The sequence below is a fragment of the Shimia isoporae genome (assembly GCF_004346865.1).
Classification (GTDB): domain Bacteria; phylum Pseudomonadota; class Alphaproteobacteria; order Rhodobacterales; family Rhodobacteraceae; genus Shimia; species Shimia isoporae.
In genome coordinates this window covers 1,409,419-1,425,488 of sequence record NZ_SMGR01000001.1, presented here as the reverse complement: position 1 = coordinate 1,425,488, position 16,070 = coordinate 1,409,419, and the positions used below count along the sequence as shown (strand labels likewise).

Below are 16,070 nucleotides of genomic sequence, written 5' to 3'. Positions count from 1 at the left end.
AACAACATATTGAACGCCACAAAGAAGCGAGATCGGGACTTGAGCGACACGCCGGAAACCCCTGAAAACGAAGAAGAATCCACTCACGAGCGGATGATCCACGACGGGCCGACCGTCACCATCGAAGAAGAGATGCGCGCATCCTACCTCGATTACGCCATGAGCGTAATCGTCAGCCGCGCCATTCCTGACCTTCGTGACGGCCTCAAACCGGTACACCGTCGCATCCTCTATGCGATGCACGAAACCGGTAACAGCCACGACAAAGCGTACCGTAAATCAGCCCGTCCGGTGGGTGATGTCATGGGTAAGTACCACCCGCATGGCGACAGCGCGATTTATGACGCTTTGGTGCGGATGGCGCAGGACTTTTCCATGTCTTTGCCGCTTCTTGATGGTCAGGGAAACTTTGGATCCATGGATGGCGACAACCCTGCTGCCATGCGCTACACCGAAGTCCGGATGGACAAGCCTGCAGCCAGCCTGCTGGCGGACATCGACAAGGAAACCGTCGATTTTCAGGACAACTATGACGGCAAGGATCAGGAACCGACGGTTCTCCCTGCGCGGTTCCCCAACATGCTGGTCAACGGCGCTGGCGGTATCGCTGTGGGTATGGCAACCAATATCCCGCCTCACAATCTGGGCGAAGTTATCGACGCCACACTGGCCCTGATAGATGATCCGGACTTAACCAGCGAACAGCTCATCGATTATGTGCCTGGCCCGGATTTCCCGACTGGCGGTATCCTTTTGGGCCGCTCCGGTGCGCGCAAAGCCTACCTAGAAGGGCGTGGCAGCGTCATTATCCGCTCCAAAACGCGTGTCGAAGAAATCCGCCGCGACCGTTGGGCGATCGTGATCGACGAAATCCCATATCAGGTCAACAAAGCCTCCATGATAGAAAAGATCGCGGAGGCCGCGCGGGACAAGCGGATTGAGGGCATCGCCCATGTTCAGGATGAATCGGACCGGAATGGTGTCCGAGTCGTCGTCGAACTCAAGCGCGACGCGACCGCCGAAGTGGTCCTAAACCAACTCTTCCGGTTCACGCCGATGCAGACTTCATTCGGCTGTAACATGCTGGCGTTGAACGGCGGTCGTCCGGAACAACTGACGCTGCGCAAGTTCCTGACATCATTTATCGATTTCCGTGAAGAAGTTGTTGCACGCCGCACCGCTTACGACCTGCGAAAAGCCCGCGAGCGCAGCCACATCCTCTGCGGTTTGGCCGTGGCTGTTTCCAATGTGGACGAAGTCGTGGCGACCATCCGCAGCTCTGCAGACGCAGCCGAAGCACGCGAAAAACTGATGACGCGCCGCTGGCCAGCATCCGATATCGCCGCCTACATTCGTCTGATCGATGATCCGACGCATACAATGAACGACGACGGCACCTACAACCTGTCCGAAACTCAGGCACGCGCAATCCTCGAATTGCGTCTGCAACGCCTGACCCAGATTGGTGTTAAGGAAGTCACCGACGAACTTGAAGAACTGGCAGCCAAGATCAAGGAATATCTGGAGATTCTTGGTTCCCGCGAACGTATCATGGGGATCATTGGCGACGAACTGCGCGAGGTTCGCGAAAACTTTGCCGTGGATCGCCGTACAGAAATCGTCGATTGGTCCGGCGACATGGACGACGAAGACCTGATCGAGCGTGAGGACATGGTCGTCACCGTGACGTCTGGCGGCTACATCAAGCGGACACCGCTTGCTGACTTCCGCGCCCAGAAACGGGGTGGCAAGGGCCTGTCCGGTATGCAGACCAAAGAGGAGGATGTGGTCACCACACTCTTCGTGGCCAACACCCATACCCAGCTTCTGTTTTTCACCACAGACGGCATGGCCTACAAGCTCAAGACATGGCGCCTTCCACAAGGCGGCCGGACAGCCAAAGGCAAAGCCATCGTCAACATTCTTCCAATCCCGAACGGCGTATCTGTCGCGGCAATCATGCCGGTCGACCGTCCCGAGGAAGAGTGGAATGATCTACAGATCGTCTTCGCGACATCTGCGGGAACTGTGCGCCGTAACCGACTGTCAGACTTCACAAATGTGAAATCGAACGGCAAGATCGCAATGAAGTTCGAAGATGATCACGCTGAAACGAAGCTGATCAATGCACGCATTTGTACTGACGATGACGACGTGATGCTGGTGACCAACTCCGGTCGTGCCATCCGCTTCCCGACCACCGAAGTTCGCGTGTTCAACTCGCGTGCCTCCGTCGGTGTGCGGGGCATCAAGCTGAACGGCGACGACGAAGTTGTATCGATGTCGATCATCCGCCATTTCAAAGCCGAAAGCGATGAACGCGCAGCCTATCTCAAAATGCGCCGCGCCGTCGCCGGAGTGACCGATGGAGGTGAAGACGACGAAGACGTTCCGGCAGGAGAACTCAGCCAAGAACGCTATGCAGAAATGTCTGCCGCCGAAAACCTGATCCTGACCATCACCTCCGGTGGTGCCGGCAAGATCAGCTCGTCGCATGACTACCCGGTTCGCGGTCGAGGCGGTCTCGGCGTGGCCGCGATGGACAAGGCGATGCGCGGCGGTGCACTTGTGGCGTCTTTCCCGGTGGAAATGGGCGATCAAATCATGCTCGCAACCTCCAAAGGTCAATCGATCCGCGTTCCGGTCGATGGCATTTCCTTCCGCTCTCGCTCTGCCGGCGGTGTGCGCGTCTTCAACACCGGCAAAGGCGAAGAAGTTGTTTCCGTCGCCTGGATCGCCGAACAGAACGACGAAGACGACGGCGAAGCTACAGAAAGCTGACCACAAGAAACAGGGCACGGCTTCCACCAAGTGGCCGTGCTTTCTTTTGTCCAAAGCAGCTGCGCAAGTTACCACGTAACAAAAACAGTACCTTGATCCGGCGTTTGGCGCTTACTATGATATATTCAATTGTTGGATTGTGTGTGTAAAGTGCCAGAGTAGCGGCACGTGGCCTGCAAAGCTCCGATGCATCATTCTAGCTTCCAAGTCTAACGTTAAACGGTTGTTTTTTAACAGTTCTCTGCCTGATTCCTGGCTTATTTCAGACTTTCGCGAGAACATTTTAGTGGACTTTGCGCCAATGGACAGAATGGAAAAATTGAACTGGGATGATCTTCGCGTTCTATCAGCAGTTATAGAAAAACAAAGCCTTAACGGCGCAGCAAAACGCCTTCAAATCGATCCGGCAACAGTTTCAAGACGCATCAACCGGCTCTCAAAGTCTTTGGGTGTATCTGTTTACAGCAAGCGCGCGGATGGATGGCAGCCAAATCCTGAAATCGAAAAATTTCTAGATCTGGTCAACAAGTTTGAACACGATCTCGAAGTTGCGATAACTGAGATGCATTCAATACAGAATGCCCTGCCGCAGAAGATTGCGGTCGCGGCGCCGGCGGCTGTTTTGACCACTGTTCTCTTACCGAATTTCGAAAAGTTGAAAGAGCGCTCCCCCTCCATCAGGCTTTCATTACATCGTGCGGCAAAATTAAGCCATTTGGGCCAAAACGACCTGATTGTTACTGCACTTCAACCCGAACAGGGACGTCTGATGGTTCAGTCCATTGGCAAACTCACACTTGAGGCCTTCGCTCCACCGGACATGAAGCCTGAAAATGAGACTCAGTGGATTGGAGGCGACGGAGTCGAAGACCCTTTCTGTGTGGAGAACTTCGGCAAGGAGATTTTCGGCACAAAGCCCACGCACCGCGTCGATACATTTGCTGATGCCCTCCAACTGATGGTGTTGAACGGTTGCCCCAGCATCCTTCCAAGAGTTGTCGCCAGAAAGTTCAAAGACGACCTCGTACGTCTCGATTCCTCAAGAACAAAAGCTGTACCGCTCTATCTTTGCTATCACGAAAGCCGAAGGGACGACCGTTCCCTTCGCACAGTTATTGACTGGATACGTGAAACTTTCGTCCTCGAAGGCGCCCTCTGCAAAGCCAAATTCCCCGACCCAAAGTAAGGTAAACCTCACGCAACAGGCATTTTTGCAAGATCGCAAATGCACTCCTGAGTATTGTTGCAATCGCCTCAAGGTGGAAAAGTTTACCTAATAAAAAACTACGTAAACAAAATATTGAGGCACCGATGTATTATTCTCCCCAGGCTCAACGCCCGGTCATACGCGCCGTGTTAACGTTGTGCAGAGTCACAATTTCCGTACTCCTGATCGAGCAAGTCATATATTTCTCAAGCGGTATGAACCAGCAGTCCATCATCGGCTCTCTGGACAACATACTGGAATCCAGCTGGATCAAATATCTGGTTTGCGCCCAGGTGGTCTTCGCAGCTTTTATGCTCGCACTAGGAATGAGCAGTCGCCTGATCGTGCTCTGGGTGCTCTTACTCGTTGTGTCTTTGACGTCGTTCCACTTGCAGAACGGAGCCGTCCTTTCGGGCTTCATCGCCGCGCGGTTTATTGTGTTTCTCGCTGCGGCGGCGCCAATCCTCCTGTCAGGCGGAGGAAGTTTCAGCATCCGACCAACCGGTTGGCACATCAACCGCCATCCCCGCGTGGAGCCGTCTGACGGAGTCTCAACCTACTTCTAGCATTGCCGCAACCTGCCGGGCGCGTTCCATGCCTTCATGGACGCGCCCGTTTTTTTTTGTCTCAAAGCTTATAGATACCGCCGAACTTTTCTTCGAGATAATCCAACAGCGGCCCGCCGTTTGGCGCAGCACCGGTGGCATGCGCAATTGTCTCCGCCGGCGTACGCAACCCGCCAAATTGTTGAAGGTTTTCCCGCAGCCAGCCAGTCGCAGCCGTGGTGTTTCCTTCCGCCAATTGCGCATCCAGGTTTGGCACTGCCTTGCGCAGAGCTTGGTTCAGGCACCCTGCGTAAACATTGCCAAGGGAGTATGTCGGGAAATACCCGAACAAACCGACCGACCAATGTACATCCTGCAATACGCCGTTGGACGGCTTGTCGACCGCATAGCCGAAATCTGCGGCAAAACGATCGTTCCACGCCGCCTCAAGATCATCAACTGACAGGTCGCCCATCATCAAAGCGCGTTCCAGATCAAAGCGCAGCATGATGTGCAGATTATACTGCACCTCATCCGCCTCGGTGCGGATATAGCCGTCGTTCACCCGGTTCACCGTGCCATAGAAATCCTCAGCATTTTCAACGCCGAAATCCCCGAAAGTCGCCTTCATCTGCTCAAACAACCAGCCTGTGTAGGCGCGGCTGCGCCCCAACTGGTTTTCGTAGATCCGGCTCTGGCTTTCATGCACACCCATCGACACGCCGCGACCCAATGGTGTCAGCAGATAGTTGCGATCGATGCCCTGTTCATAGGCGGCGTGACCAACTTCATGAATGGTGGAATAAAAACAGTTGAACGGCTCATCAGACGTCCGCGTTGTGATCCGGACATCCAGACCGCTGCCTGAGCAGAACGGGTGCGTTACTTTGTCGATGCGCCCGTGATCGAAATCATACCCGAATGATGCAGCCAGTTTCGCGGTCAATTCCATTTGCTTGGCCGAAGGAAACGCGCCGGTCAACTGAGGCGGCGCCTTTGCGGCAAGCACCGCTTCACGGAGCGCGACAAGACGCGGACGCATCGCGTCAAACATTGCACCAAGTTCCGCGGCGGTCATATCCGGCTCGTAATCGTCAATCATGGCGTCATAGACATTGCCACCTGCCGCCAGCGCCTGACCTTCCAACTGCTTCAGTGAAACCACTTCTTTCAACGTTGGCAAAAACGCCGCCACATCCTCATCGGCCCGTGCCTGCGCCCAAATACCCTGCGCCCGACTCGTCACCTTGGCGATTTCCGCCGCCAGATCTGCTGGCACCTTGGACGTACGCTCAAAGGTTTTGCGAATGTGACGCACATGTGCCTTCTGCACTTCATCGAGCTGCGCTTCGTCAATCTCGGAAAGCCATGCACCCACCTGAGGATCTATCCGGCGCGCATGTAACACGCTTTCCATTGCCGCCATCTCCTCGGCGCGTTGGGGTGCTGCTCCGGCGGGCATGATCGCCTCCTGATCCCAACCCAAGCGACCGGCCACCTGACCGAGCGCCTGCGTCGTGTGCTCAAACGCCATCAACTGCTCAAATGCAGACATCTTGTTTTCCTTCTTTTTAGGCTGTGTCGCGAACCGATGTCGCAATTGGGTAATGGCTCAGGAAGCGCGCTCTCAGGATGAGGGCCCAAACAACAATTGCGACGCCCTGATGCACGATCGCAATATGAACTGGTGCAGCATAGAGCACTGTTGCGATACCCACGGCAATCTGCACTGCAATAGCGGCCACAGCCGCGTTGAACGCAAACCTCGTTGCGCCATGCGCAGACCCCTGCGCTTTGCGCCAGATCACAACCGCAAATATCACGAGCAGATAGCCCCAGATCCGGTGCACGAATTGCACCAAACCGGGGTTTTCAAAGAAATTCCGCCAAGCTGGCTCAAGCATCATGGGATCTGGCGGGATCACCTGCCCGCCCATCAACGGCCAATCCGTGTAACTGCGGCCGGCATCGATGCCGGCTACCAACGCGCCAAGCAGAATTTGCACAAAACTCATATGCAGAAGACCGGTCGACAAACCAAACAGCTTGGCCTCTTTGCCGCGCCTTGCCTGCATCAGGTCGCGCTCCGTTCGACCCAGCATGAGAATGTACCAGGCGATGAAACCGAGGATGATAAACGCCAGACCAAGGTGGGTGGCCAGCCTGTAACTCGCCACTGTCGTAACGCCTTCGCCAGAGGTAACGCCGCTGGCAACCATCCACCAGCCGACTGCGCCCTGCAGGCCACCAAGCGCACCGATCAGAACCAGCCGCCCCGTCCAGCCTGTCGGGATTTGCCGCGTCACAAGGAAGCCAAAGAAACCCAGTGCCCAGACAAGACCAACCACACGGCCGAGTTGACGGTGCCCCCATTCCCACCAATAGATGAACTTGAAGTCCGCCAGCGTCATCCACTGGTTTTCTATTTCCCACTGGTCGATCTGTTTGTATTTGTCGAACTCGGATTGCCAGTCCGCTTCGCTCATCGGAGGGATCGCTCCCGTCACGGGGCGCCATTCTGTGATCGACAATCCGCTGTCGGTCAGGCGTGTCAGCCCTCCGACAACGATCATCGCGACCACCAGCGCAAAAAGCACCATCAACCAAACGCGGATACCGCGCCGCGCGCCTTTTGCGCCACCATCGATCACACCGACCGCCTTTGGCGCCTCCTTCGGCGTTTCGTCCGACACATCTTCGAAAATGCTGCGTTTCTGGCTCATCGCTGCGCTCCTGATTTGGCTGCGAATTTATGGCTGTTACGGTCGGGCTTCAAGCGCGGATGAACGTCGGTTCAAGGTCATTTCGGCGCAGGAACCTATTGCGCTCGGAACACGTCATGGCGATCGATCGCCAGTTCACCAACTTCGGATCGGATATCAATTGAAAGTAGCTTGCCAATTCGGCTCCTTGGCGCGCAAACCCGAACAGTATTTTGCAATACCGGCGCACAAAGTCTTCATGCATTTGACGACGGCTATTCCCGCTCTTTCCAACGCACCATTTGCCGCATGACACCATGCAACATCTGCACATCCGCCCGCGTCAAACGCATGCGGCTCCACATATTGCGCAGATTGATTTTCATGCCCTCGGCTTTCTCTTCCGGATAGAAAAATCCTGCCTCTTCCAGCCGCTCTTCATAATGGCGTTCCAGCGCCTCCATCTCCGCATGGTTGGCCCATTCCGTTTTGGCCATATCCACACGTTCATGCACGATCTCTGCACTTTGTCGGCGCCACTCATAAGCGGTCAGCAACACACACTGCGCAAGGTTCAACGACGCATATTCGGGATTGACTGGTACGTTGATGATCGCATTGGCCCGCGCGATGTCCTCGTTCTCTAGTCCCGCCCGCTCTGGCCCAAAGAGAACCGCGACCTTCTCGCCTTTGGCAATCATCTCGGCGGCCTGCTTCATTGCGGTCTCCGGTGTCACCACCGGCTTCGTCAGTCCCCGCGCCCGCGCCGTTGTGGCAAAGACATAATGGCAATCCTCAAGGGCCGCTTCGGTGCTGTCGCAAAGAAACGCACCGTCCAGAACCCGTCCGGCACCTGATGCCATCGCCACAGCCCGTTCGTTTGGCCATCCGTCGCGCGGGGCAACGACCCGCATCTTGTCCAGACCGAAGTTCAGCATGGCCCGCGCCGCACCACCAATGTTTTCGCCCATCTGGGGCCGCACAAGAACAAAGGCGGGTTGGGGCTGATCGCTCGACATGGGGAACTCCTTGAAAATCCGCCCGCTGATACCCCTCCAAGCACCATGAAACAAGCCACACATGCGTCTTTTGGCTACAATTACGCGCAACGCGGGCATAGACTCTCCGAACCCAAGGGAGGACTGAAAATGGCCTATGATGAAGGGCACGCCATGTTGATGCGCGAAGAACTGCAGGAAATTGAAGGCATCACAGAGAAAAAGATGTTCGGCGGCCTCTGTTTCCTGCTGCATGGAAATATGGTGTGCGGAGTTCACAAAGGCGGCGGGATGGCGCGTGTCGGCAAGGATCGCGAAGCCGAGGCGCTTCAGATCGACGGCGTTGATCCACTGTCCTTCACGGGGCGCAAGATGGGCGGAATGGTCGACATCTCCGAAGACCTTCTGGCGGATGACGACAGGCGCGGGCATGTAATTGCGCTTGCTTTGACCAATGCACGCGGCCTGCCGCCAAAATAGCCATTCACACGTAGCCAATCCGGAATTTCCGCGTTATAGCGGCGCAACATTCACTACAGGTACTACAGGAGAGCCAAAATGGCCGACGCAGAGCTGCCCCAGATCTATCTGATTACGCCCCCGGACATCGAACTCTCCCGTTTCCCGGATCAGCTTGCAGCCGTGCTGGACAGCGCAGATGTAGCGTGCGTGCGCCTCTCTCTTGCCACCAAGGACGAGGACCGCATCTCCCGCGCGGCAGACGCCCTGCGAGAGGTCACCTACGCCCGCGATGTGGCGCTTGTGATCTCCGAGCATGTTCTCATGGCAGAACGTCTCGGTTTGGATGGAGTGCACTTGACGGACGCCTCCCGCTCTGTGCGCAAAGTGCGCAAAGATCTCGGAGATGACGCCATCGTAGGCGCCTTTTGCGGTGCCAGCAGTCATGACGGCATGACTGCCGGTGAAAATGGCGCTGACTACGTCAGCTTCGGTCCCGTGGGCGCGACCCCTTTGGGCGACGGCACATTGGCGGAAAAAGATCTCTTTCAATGGTGGTCCGAGATGATTGAGGTGCCTGTAGTGGCCGAGGGTGCGCTTGACTCGAATATCATCGCGCAACTCTCTCCCTTTACAGACTTTTTCGGAATTGGCGAGGAAATCTGGAAGACCGATGATCCGGTCGCCACACTGGCCGGTTTCCGCGCCGCTTTCACCGCCTGAGGTACTCCATGTCCCAGTCGCCAGACATTCTCTGCATCGGCTCGGTCCTCTGGGACATCATAGGACGCGCGCCAAGCCACATGCGTCAGGGCTCCGATGTTCCGGGGCGCATCACCCGGCTCCCCGGGGGCGTTGCCTGGAACATCGCCATGACGCTTGCGCGATTTGGTTTGCGACCGGCGACACTCACAGCAATCGGTCAGGACGCCGAGGGCGACGAACTCATGACCGCTTGCACCGAGATGGGCGCGATCATGGACTTCGTCTACCGGTCAGCCGATCTCCCCACAGACACCTATATGGCGGTCGAGGGCAAAAACGGCTTGATTGCAGCCATTGCAGACGCCCACAGCTTGGAAGCGGCCGGAGACAAAATTCTTGCACCGCTCGAAGACGGAACACTGGGGTCGGAAACCGCGCCGTATTCCGGCTTGATCGCGCTGGATGGCAACCTGACACAACGCCTTCTGGACCAGATCGCCCGCAGCCCATACTTCGAAGCAGCCGACCTGCGCGTCGCTCCTGCCTCACCGGGCAAAGCCGAACGGCTTATGCCGTTCCTGATGCACTCCCGTGCCGTTCTCTACGTCAATCTCGAGGAAGCCGGATACCTGTGCCAGCGGGAATTTGAAACGTCAAAAGACGCCGCACAGGGTTTGCTAGATCGCGGGGCGGCCCGCGCACTGGTTACCGACGGCGGCAACGATGCATCAGACGGCACCCAAGACGGCATCATCACACAACAACCGCCTTCCGTGCTTGTGACCCGCGTCACCGGAGCCGGCGACACTTTCATGGCCGCGCACATTGTGGCCGAATCCCAGAACGCCAGCCGCGAAGAGGCACTGTCTCGTGCCCTTACAGCTGCCGCCAAATACGTTTCCGGAGAACACGCCACATGATGACTCTCGTCCGCTCCCCCGAAGTGATCGAAGCCCAGAAAAACGGCACGCCGGTTGTCGCTTTGGAAAGCACGATCATCACCCACGGCATGCCGTATCCACAGAATCTGGAGGTCGCCCGTCAGGTCGAAGCAGACATTCGTGCTGCTGGTGCGACGCCGGCGACAATTGCGGTGATCCATGGCACTTTGCATGCTGGCTTGACCGATCAGCAACTCGAAGACCTCGCCCAGGCAAAGGACGTCGCAAAGGTGTCCCGAGCTGACATGCCAGTTATCATGGCAAAGGGCGGTATGGGCGCGACAACCGTGGCTGCCACGATGATTGCCGCACATCTCGCAAACATTGACGTTTTTGCGACCGGAGGCATTGGCGGCGTTCACAAAGGAGCCGAGCTGAGCTTTGACATTTCCGCCGATCTTCTGGAACTTGCCGCGACACCTGTGACGGTCGTTGCCGCGGGCGCCAAAGCGATCCTTGATATTCCAAAAACACTCGAGGTCCTCGAAACCCACGGGGTGCCAGTCATCGCATTCGGTCAGGACAGCTTCCCGGCTTTCTGGTCTGCAACCTCCGACCTCACAGCCCCCCTTCGCATGGACAGCGCCGCCGAGATGGCCCGCTCTGCCCTGATGCGTCAGGCCATGCGCCTTCCTGGTGGTCAACTCATCGCCAACCCGATCCCTGCGGACGCCGAAATTCCGGCCAGCGAGTTGGCACCTGTGATCGCTCAAGCCACACAGGAAGCCGAGGAGCAAGGGGTTACCGGCAAAGGCGTGACACCGTTCCTGCTTCAACGCATTTTCGAATTGACCGACGGAAAATCCCTGACGGCCAATATCGCTCTGGTGCGCAACAACGCGCGACTGGCGGCTGAAATTGCCACGGAAATGAGCAGCTTGCGCGCCAAAGCGTAATCCGCGCGCGTCACATCCGCCCGACCTAAGGTAAAGCCATTGCGTGGCCCTTCCAAAATGCCTAACTAAACGGCAACACCAGCGCAGGACAGGCAATGACGACTCCCTTTGACGAAGAAAAACATAAAGCCGGATTCTTTGGTCGCCTGCGCTCAAGCTTCCTGACCGGCATTGTGGTGATCCTGCCCATTGGCCTGACGATCTGGCTGATCTGGACCCTTGTTGGCTGGGTCGACGGCTTTGTGCTGCCCCTGATCCCCGACAACATCCAGCCCGAGAATTACATAGGCATCAACCTGCGCGGTGTTGGCCTGATCATTTTCCTGATTTTCACAGTTTTTGTCGGCTGGATTGCCAAAGGTCTCATTGGACGGTCCCTGATCAAATGGGGCGAAGGCGTCGTCGCACGGATGCCAGTGGTGCGATCGATCTATTCGGGCGCCAAGCAAATCGCCGAAACCGTCTTTGCACAGACTGAACGCAGCTTCGAAAAGGCCTGCCTGATCGAATATCCGCGCCGCGGCATCTGGGCCATCGGCTTCATCTCGACCAACGCCAAGGGCGAAGTCGCGGAAACGGCTGCGACCACAAGCGCTCTGATGAGTGTCTTTGTGCCCACCACGCCCAACCCGACCTCCGGGTTCCTGCTGTTTTTCCCGAAGGATGACATTATCGAACTCGATATGTCAGTCGAAGACGCCGCCAAGCTGGTGATCTCCGCAGGCCTGGTCTACCCAAACCCCAAAGACCCGACGATGCCGCCTGAAGATAACGACGGATAGACGCTTCTTTCTGGTCAAAAATACCCTGATACTGTCACACCATCACAGTGACAAAGCCGGCGCGCCCGTCGAGCGCTCTTCTGTGTTTTGTCAGCTGTACATCGCAGCAAGATCAACCGTACCGGTCACGTTTAGATCGTCCTTGTGCGCCACGAGAAAATCCTTGGCCGCGTTCTGCCCGGCTTCCTTGAGTTGTCCAAGAACCGACGGCACCGGCCAGGATTTTGTTGCCACAGACAATCGCGTCATAAACGCGTCGTCGGCGATCATATGGACCTTCACCTCGCGCTTTTCTTCCCGCTTGAGTGCTCCCTGAGCGATCAGGCGCTGAACAAAAGCCACAGCCCGCAATTCGCTCAGCAGCGCAGCATTGAAACTGATCTCGTTGATCCGGTTGGTGATCTGTTGCGGTGTCTTCGGGATATCTTCCCGCCGCAGCGGGTTGATGTTCACAATGACAACGTCATCCGGCAGTTTTCGGTCAAAGAGCGGCCAAAGCGACGGATTGCCGGTATAGCCACCGTCCCAATACGCCTCCCGCTCACCGGTTTTCGGGTCGTCAATCTCCACGGCCTGAAAGAGCGTTGGCAAACAGGCTGATGCCAACAAAACGTCAGTGGAAATCTCCGCGCCTGAAAACACCCGCGCCTTGCCCGATCGCACATTCGTCGCACAGATAAACAGCTTCGGACCGTCGTCTGCGCAGACCTGATCGAAACTGAACTGATCCACCAGATCGCGAAGCGGGTGCGCATAAAACGGCCCCATCGCATAAGGCGATGTCATACGCAGCCAATAATCCGCCGCCATGAAGGGCCAGCTGTATTCCAATGTCTGGCTCACCATGTCTGGTGGCACCGCCGCCAGCCAAGCCGATAGACCCGGCACGTCCTGAGCGCCCATCTGCTGCCAAAGCCAATCCAGATTGGATCGTGCGCCGTCGCGACCGCCCTCAAGCAATCCGGCCTTCAACGCAGCTGCATTGAGCGCACCCGCAGATGTTCCGGTCACACCGGCAATCTCGATGTCCTCATCCTGTAACAACACATCAAGAACGCCCCAGGTGAACGCGCCATGCGCACCGCCGCCCTGAAGGGCAAGGTTGATCCGTTTCATCGCCCTGCCCTCCGCAGTTTCACGTCACAGCGCCGTCCAGCCACCGTCAACGCTGATCGTTGTTCCGGTAATCTGGGCCGCCGCATCAGACGCAAGAAAACACACCGTGCCCCCCAACTGTTCGACTGTCGCGAATTCGCGGCTCGGTTGGCGTTCCAGCATGACTTTCTTGATCACCTCTTCACGGCCCATGTTGTATTTTTCCATGGTGTCGGGAATCTGTGCTTCGACCAAAGGAGTCAGAACATAGCCCGGACAGATCGCGTTGCAGGTGATCGGTTCTTCGGCAGTCTCAAGCGCCACTGTCTTGGTCATGCCAACCACCCCGTGTTTCGCCGCGACATATGCGGCTTTGAACGGGCTCGCCGTCAGACCATGCGCGCTGGCAATGTTAATCACACGCCCCCAGCCACGCTCGCGCATATACGGCAGCGCTGCTGCTGTGGTATGAAACGCAGAATTCATGTTGATCGCGATAATTGCGTCCCATTTATCTGTCGGAAACTCGTCGATCGGAGCCACATGCTGGATGCCCGCATTGTTGACCAACACGTCGCAGCCTCCGGCCTCTTCGATTAACGCGCGGCATTCATCTCCTTTGGACATGTCGGCCTTTATGTATCGCGCCAATACGCCGAATTCCGCGGCAATCTCCGCAGCAAGTGCATGATCCTCGTCCCGATCCGTAAAAGAATTCAGAATCACCCTCGCGCCAGCCCGCGCCATTTCCCGAGCTACACCAAGACCGATTCCCGAGTTTGAGCCGGTAATAATCGCGGTTTTTCCAGTCAGGCTCATGCCGATTCCTCTCATCCAGATTTTGCACGCGCATCATACCATGCTGCACCAGCAAAATAAGGGAAATCAGCGCGCGTGCGTAGTCTTACGTAAGGCCGCTAAACCAAGTGCCTTTGGGCAAAAAAAACGCCCGCGCGAAGCGGGCGTAAAGTTATTGAGGCAGGTTTCATACAGGCAAGAAACCTATCGAGCAGTGACTCCTTTATAGGCATTTCACTGCCGCTCTCCAAGCTAAAAGTTTGATATGCTTAAAAACCCCCGCTACTCCTAAGCCTAACAAAACAAAGGCAAGACAGGATTGTTGAGGCAATGAAACCAGTATGTTTCTTCCCAAAAATAGCAGCAAGGGCCGCCGTAGCCTTTGTTTTCTTGGCTGGACAGGGAATCGCTGAGCCGTCTCACGGTATCGCCATGTACGGCGAACCTGCGCTGCCTGCTGATTTTTCCGCCTTGCCTTACGCCAACCCCAACGCCCCCAAGGGTGGCAGGATCGTAACCGGAAACACCGGCGCATTCGATTCGCTTAACCCGTTTGTGCTGAAGGGAAACAGCCCGTGGCAGCTCCGATTCTTCGCTTATGAGTCGATGATGGGTCGCAACCGCGCCGAGCCATTTGCGCTCTATGGTCTTTTGGCGGAAACCATCGAAACCGCCCCGGATCGAAGCTGGGTCGAGTTCACTCTGCGAGAAGAGGCCCGCTTTTCTGATGGGTCACCGGTCACAATTGAGGATGTGATCTGGTCATATGAAACTCTCGGCACCGAAGGCCACCCCCGCTACCACACGTTCTGGAATCAGGTCGCCATTATTGAGGCTACCGGTCCGCGGTCGGTCCGCCTGACTTTCAATACAGACAATCGCGAACTGGCATTGATCGCAGGCCTACGACCGATCCTGAAAAAGGCCCAATACGAAAACAGCGCCTTGACCGATGCAACCCTGGAGAACTTCCCGATCGGTTCGGCGCCCTATGTCGTCGCCGATTTCGAAGCCGGACGGCAGGTCACGCTGAAACGCGACCCCAACTACTGGGGAAAGGATGTTCCGTTCCGGCAGGGCACAAACAACTTCGACGAGATACGGATAGACTTCTACGGTGATGGCGAAGTCCTGTTTGAAAGCTTCAAGGCAGGCGACATTTCCTATGCCCGCGAGTTCAACGCTGAAAAATGGGCCAGCCAGTATTCTTTTCCCGCTGTGCAGTCAGGAGACATTGTCAAATCCGAGATTGAACATCAGAAGCCGTCCGGCATCACCGGTTTCGTTATGAACACGCGCCGCGCGCCGCTTGATGACATCCGGGTGCGCGACGCGCTGATGCACAGCTTCAATTTCGAATATATCAACGACACGATGACAGGCGGTCGCCAACCGCGGATCACGTCGTTTTTCTCAGGCTCGCTATTGTCCATGCAACCGGGTCCGGCCACAGGCAGAGTACAGCAGTTGCTCACGCCCTTTGCCGACGAATTGCCAGAAGAAGCCCTGTCAGGCTACGACTTACCTGCCTCGGACGGCTCTGCCCGCAACCGTCGCAACCTGCGGACCGCCGTAAAACTGCTGAACGAAGCCGGTTGGGACATCGTCGATGGCAAGATGCGGAACGCGTCCGGAGAAACGCTCTCGCTGGACATTCTTCTCCCTCAGAATGACAATCAGAACAAAGCCGTTGTCGACATATGGCGAAAGTCGCTCGAACAACTTGGCATCGATGTATCGGTGACTCTTGTCGACAACGCCCAATATGCCCAACGCACCGGCAATTTCGACTTTGACATCACCAAGGAACGTCGCGCTCTGTCCCTTAGTCCCGGCAACGAACAGCGCCTCTATTGGGGGTCGGGCGCGGTTGCACAGCCCGGGTCACGCAACCTAGCAGGAATCGCGTCGGCCGCAGCAGACGCCATGATCACGGAAATGCTGACAGCCGAGACCCAGGATGATTTCGTGGCCGCAACGCGTGCGTTGGACCGCGTTTTGACAACAGGACGCTACATCATCCCGATCTGGACCTATTCCGTTGGACGCATCGCCCACCGAAAAGAGATGAAATATCCAGACGAGTTGCCGATTTATGGCGATGGCGCGGATTGGATGCCTCAGCTCTGGTGGTGGGAGGACTGACACCGACGCTATACCG

Annotated in this window: 15 protein-coding genes; 9 read left to right on the top strand and 6 right to left on the bottom strand. The window is 56.6% G+C overall.

Annotation, left to right across the window (positions count from 1 at the left end; genetic code table 11):
• Positions 1-39: 39 nt before the first annotated feature.
• From gyrA to BXY66_RS06950, 3 genes are all read left to right on the top strand, one after another.
• The gene (gene gyrA / locus BXY66_RS06960; protein WP_132859418.1) at positions 40-2,781 is read left to right on the top strand and encodes a DNA gyrase subunit A; all 2,742 of its coding nucleotides are present in this window, start codon (positions 40-42) and stop codon (positions 2,779-2,781) included.
• Between the two features lie 223 nt (positions 2,782-3,004).
• A complete protein-coding gene (locus tag BXY66_RS06955; protein ID WP_132859417.1) occupies positions 3,005-3,967 on the top strand; it encodes a LysR family transcriptional regulator in 963 nt (320 codons plus the stop codon).
• A gap of 236 nt (positions 3,968-4,203) precedes the next feature.
• Positions 4,204-4,554 carry a hypothetical protein gene (locus BXY66_RS06950; RefSeq protein ID WP_165929116.1) on the top strand — a complete coding sequence of 117 codons (351 nt, stop codon included), beginning with the start codon at positions 4,204-4,206 and terminating at the stop codon, positions 4,552-4,554.
• Between the two features lie 61 nt (positions 4,555-4,615).
• Here BXY66_RS06950 and BXY66_RS06945 read toward each other — a convergent pair whose 3' ends face one another.
• The 4 genes from BXY66_RS06945 to BXY66_RS06935 are packed head-to-tail and all read right to left on the bottom strand — an operon-like array spanning position 4,616 to position 8,254.
• A complete protein-coding gene (locus BXY66_RS06945) occupies positions 4,616-6,088 on the bottom strand; it encodes a carboxypeptidase M32 (RefSeq protein WP_132859415.1) in 1,473 nt (490 codons plus the stop codon).
• Positions 6,089-6,104: 16 nt separating this feature from the next.
• Positions 6,105-7,256 carry a heme A synthase gene (gene ctaA / locus BXY66_RS06940; RefSeq protein ID WP_132859414.1) on the bottom strand — a complete coding sequence of 384 codons (1,152 nt, stop codon included), beginning with the start codon at positions 7,254-7,256 and terminating at the stop codon, positions 6,105-6,107.
• Positions 7,257-7,305: 49 nt separating this feature from the next.
• Positions 7,306-7,500, bottom strand: coding sequence for a hypothetical protein (locus tag BXY66_RS20420; RefSeq protein WP_165929115.1), 195 nt, complete (start codon positions 7,498-7,500; stop codon positions 7,306-7,308).
• 10 nt (positions 7,501-7,510) lie between these two features.
• A complete protein-coding gene (locus BXY66_RS06935; protein WP_132859413.1) occupies positions 7,511-8,254 on the bottom strand; it encodes an RNA methyltransferase in 744 nt (247 codons plus the stop codon).
• Positions 8,255-8,299: 45 nt separating this feature from the next.
• On the opposite strand from BXY66_RS06935, the gene BXY66_RS06930 reads away from it, so the two are divergent.
• The 5 genes from BXY66_RS06930 (at position 8,300) to BXY66_RS06910 (ending at position 12,016) form a co-directional block, all read left to right on the top strand.
• Complete coding sequence (locus BXY66_RS06930; RefSeq protein WP_243694316.1) at positions 8,300-8,713, top strand: TfoX/Sxy family protein; 414 nt, start codon at positions 8,300-8,302, stop codon at positions 8,711-8,713.
• Between the two features lie 78 nt (positions 8,714-8,791).
• Entirely contained in the window at positions 8,792-9,415 is a 624-nt protein-coding gene (locus BXY66_RS06925; RefSeq protein WP_132859411.1) for a thiamine phosphate synthase, read from the top strand.
• Positions 9,416-9,423: 8 nt separating this feature from the next.
• Positions 9,424-10,317 carry a PfkB family carbohydrate kinase gene (locus BXY66_RS06920; RefSeq protein WP_132859410.1) on the top strand — a complete coding sequence of 298 codons (894 nt, stop codon included), beginning with the start codon at positions 9,424-9,426 and terminating at the stop codon, positions 10,315-10,317.
• Positions 10,314-11,234, top strand: coding sequence for a pseudouridine-5'-phosphate glycosidase (locus tag BXY66_RS06915; protein ID WP_132859409.1), 921 nt, complete (start codon positions 10,314-10,316; stop codon positions 11,232-11,234). The genes BXY66_RS06920 and BXY66_RS06915 overlap by 4 nt, the downstream gene beginning before the upstream one ends.
• A gap of 95 nt (positions 11,235-11,329) precedes the next feature.
• Entirely contained in the window at positions 11,330-12,016 is a 687-nt protein-coding gene (locus BXY66_RS06910) for a DUF502 domain-containing protein (protein WP_132859408.1), read from the top strand.
• Positions 12,017-12,106: 90 nt separating this feature from the next.
• Here BXY66_RS06910 and BXY66_RS06905 read toward each other — a convergent pair whose 3' ends face one another.
• Positions 12,107-13,132, bottom strand: coding sequence for a patatin-like phospholipase family protein (locus BXY66_RS06905; RefSeq protein ID WP_132859407.1), 1,026 nt, complete (start codon positions 13,130-13,132; stop codon positions 12,107-12,109).
• Positions 13,133-13,156: 24 nt separating this feature from the next.
• Positions 13,157-13,930 carry a 3-hydroxybutyrate dehydrogenase gene (locus BXY66_RS06900; protein WP_132859406.1) on the bottom strand — a complete coding sequence of 258 codons (774 nt, stop codon included), beginning with the start codon at positions 13,928-13,930 and terminating at the stop codon, positions 13,157-13,159.
• Between the two features lie 309 nt (positions 13,931-14,239).
• Between BXY66_RS06900 and BXY66_RS06895 the strand changes: the two genes are divergently transcribed.
• Entirely contained in the window at positions 14,240-16,054 is a 1,815-nt protein-coding gene (locus tag BXY66_RS06895; protein ID WP_425057061.1) for an extracellular solute-binding protein, read from the top strand.
• Positions 16,055-16,070: the final 16 nt, after the last annotated feature.

Coding starts and splice junctions, on each gene's coding strand:
- BXY66_RS06895 (WP_425057061.1), top strand. CDS start 14,240: ATGAAACCAGTATGTTTCTTCCCAAAAATAGCAGCAAGGGCCGCCGTA.
- BXY66_RS06915 (WP_132859409.1), top strand. CDS start 10,314: ATGATGACTCTCGTCCGCTCCCCCGAAGTGATCGAAGCCCAGAAAAAC.
- BXY66_RS06910 (WP_132859408.1), top strand. CDS start 11,330: ATGACGACTCCCTTTGACGAAGAAAAACATAAAGCCGGATTCTTTGGT.
- BXY66_RS20420 (WP_165929115.1), bottom strand. CDS start 7,500: ATGCATGAAGACTTTGTGCGCCGGTATTGCAAAATACTGTTCGGGTTT.
- BXY66_RS06900 (WP_132859406.1), bottom strand. CDS start 13,930: ATGAGCCTGACTGGAAAAACCGCGATTATTACCGGCTCAAACTCGGGA.
- BXY66_RS06950 (WP_165929116.1), top strand. CDS start 4,204: ATGAACCAGCAGTCCATCATCGGCTCTCTGGACAACATACTGGAATCC.
- BXY66_RS06945 (WP_132859415.1), bottom strand. CDS start 6,088: ATGTCTGCATTTGAGCAGTTGATGGCGTTTGAGCACACGACGCAGGCG.
- BXY66_RS06905 (WP_132859407.1), bottom strand. CDS start 13,132: ATGAAACGGATCAACCTTGCCCTTCAGGGCGGCGGTGCGCATGGCGCG.
- BXY66_RS06925 (WP_132859411.1), top strand. CDS start 8,792: ATGGCCGACGCAGAGCTGCCCCAGATCTATCTGATTACGCCCCCGGAC.
- BXY66_RS06920 (WP_132859410.1), top strand. CDS start 9,424: ATGTCCCAGTCGCCAGACATTCTCTGCATCGGCTCGGTCCTCTGGGAC.
- BXY66_RS06930 (WP_243694316.1), top strand. CDS start 8,300: ATGAAACAAGCCACACATGCGTCTTTTGGCTACAATTACGCGCAACGC.
- BXY66_RS06935 (WP_132859413.1), bottom strand. CDS start 8,254: ATGTCGAGCGATCAGCCCCAACCCGCCTTTGTTCTTGTGCGGCCCCAG.
- ctaA (WP_132859414.1), bottom strand. CDS start 7,256: ATGAGCCAGAAACGCAGCATTTTCGAAGATGTGTCGGACGAAACGCCG.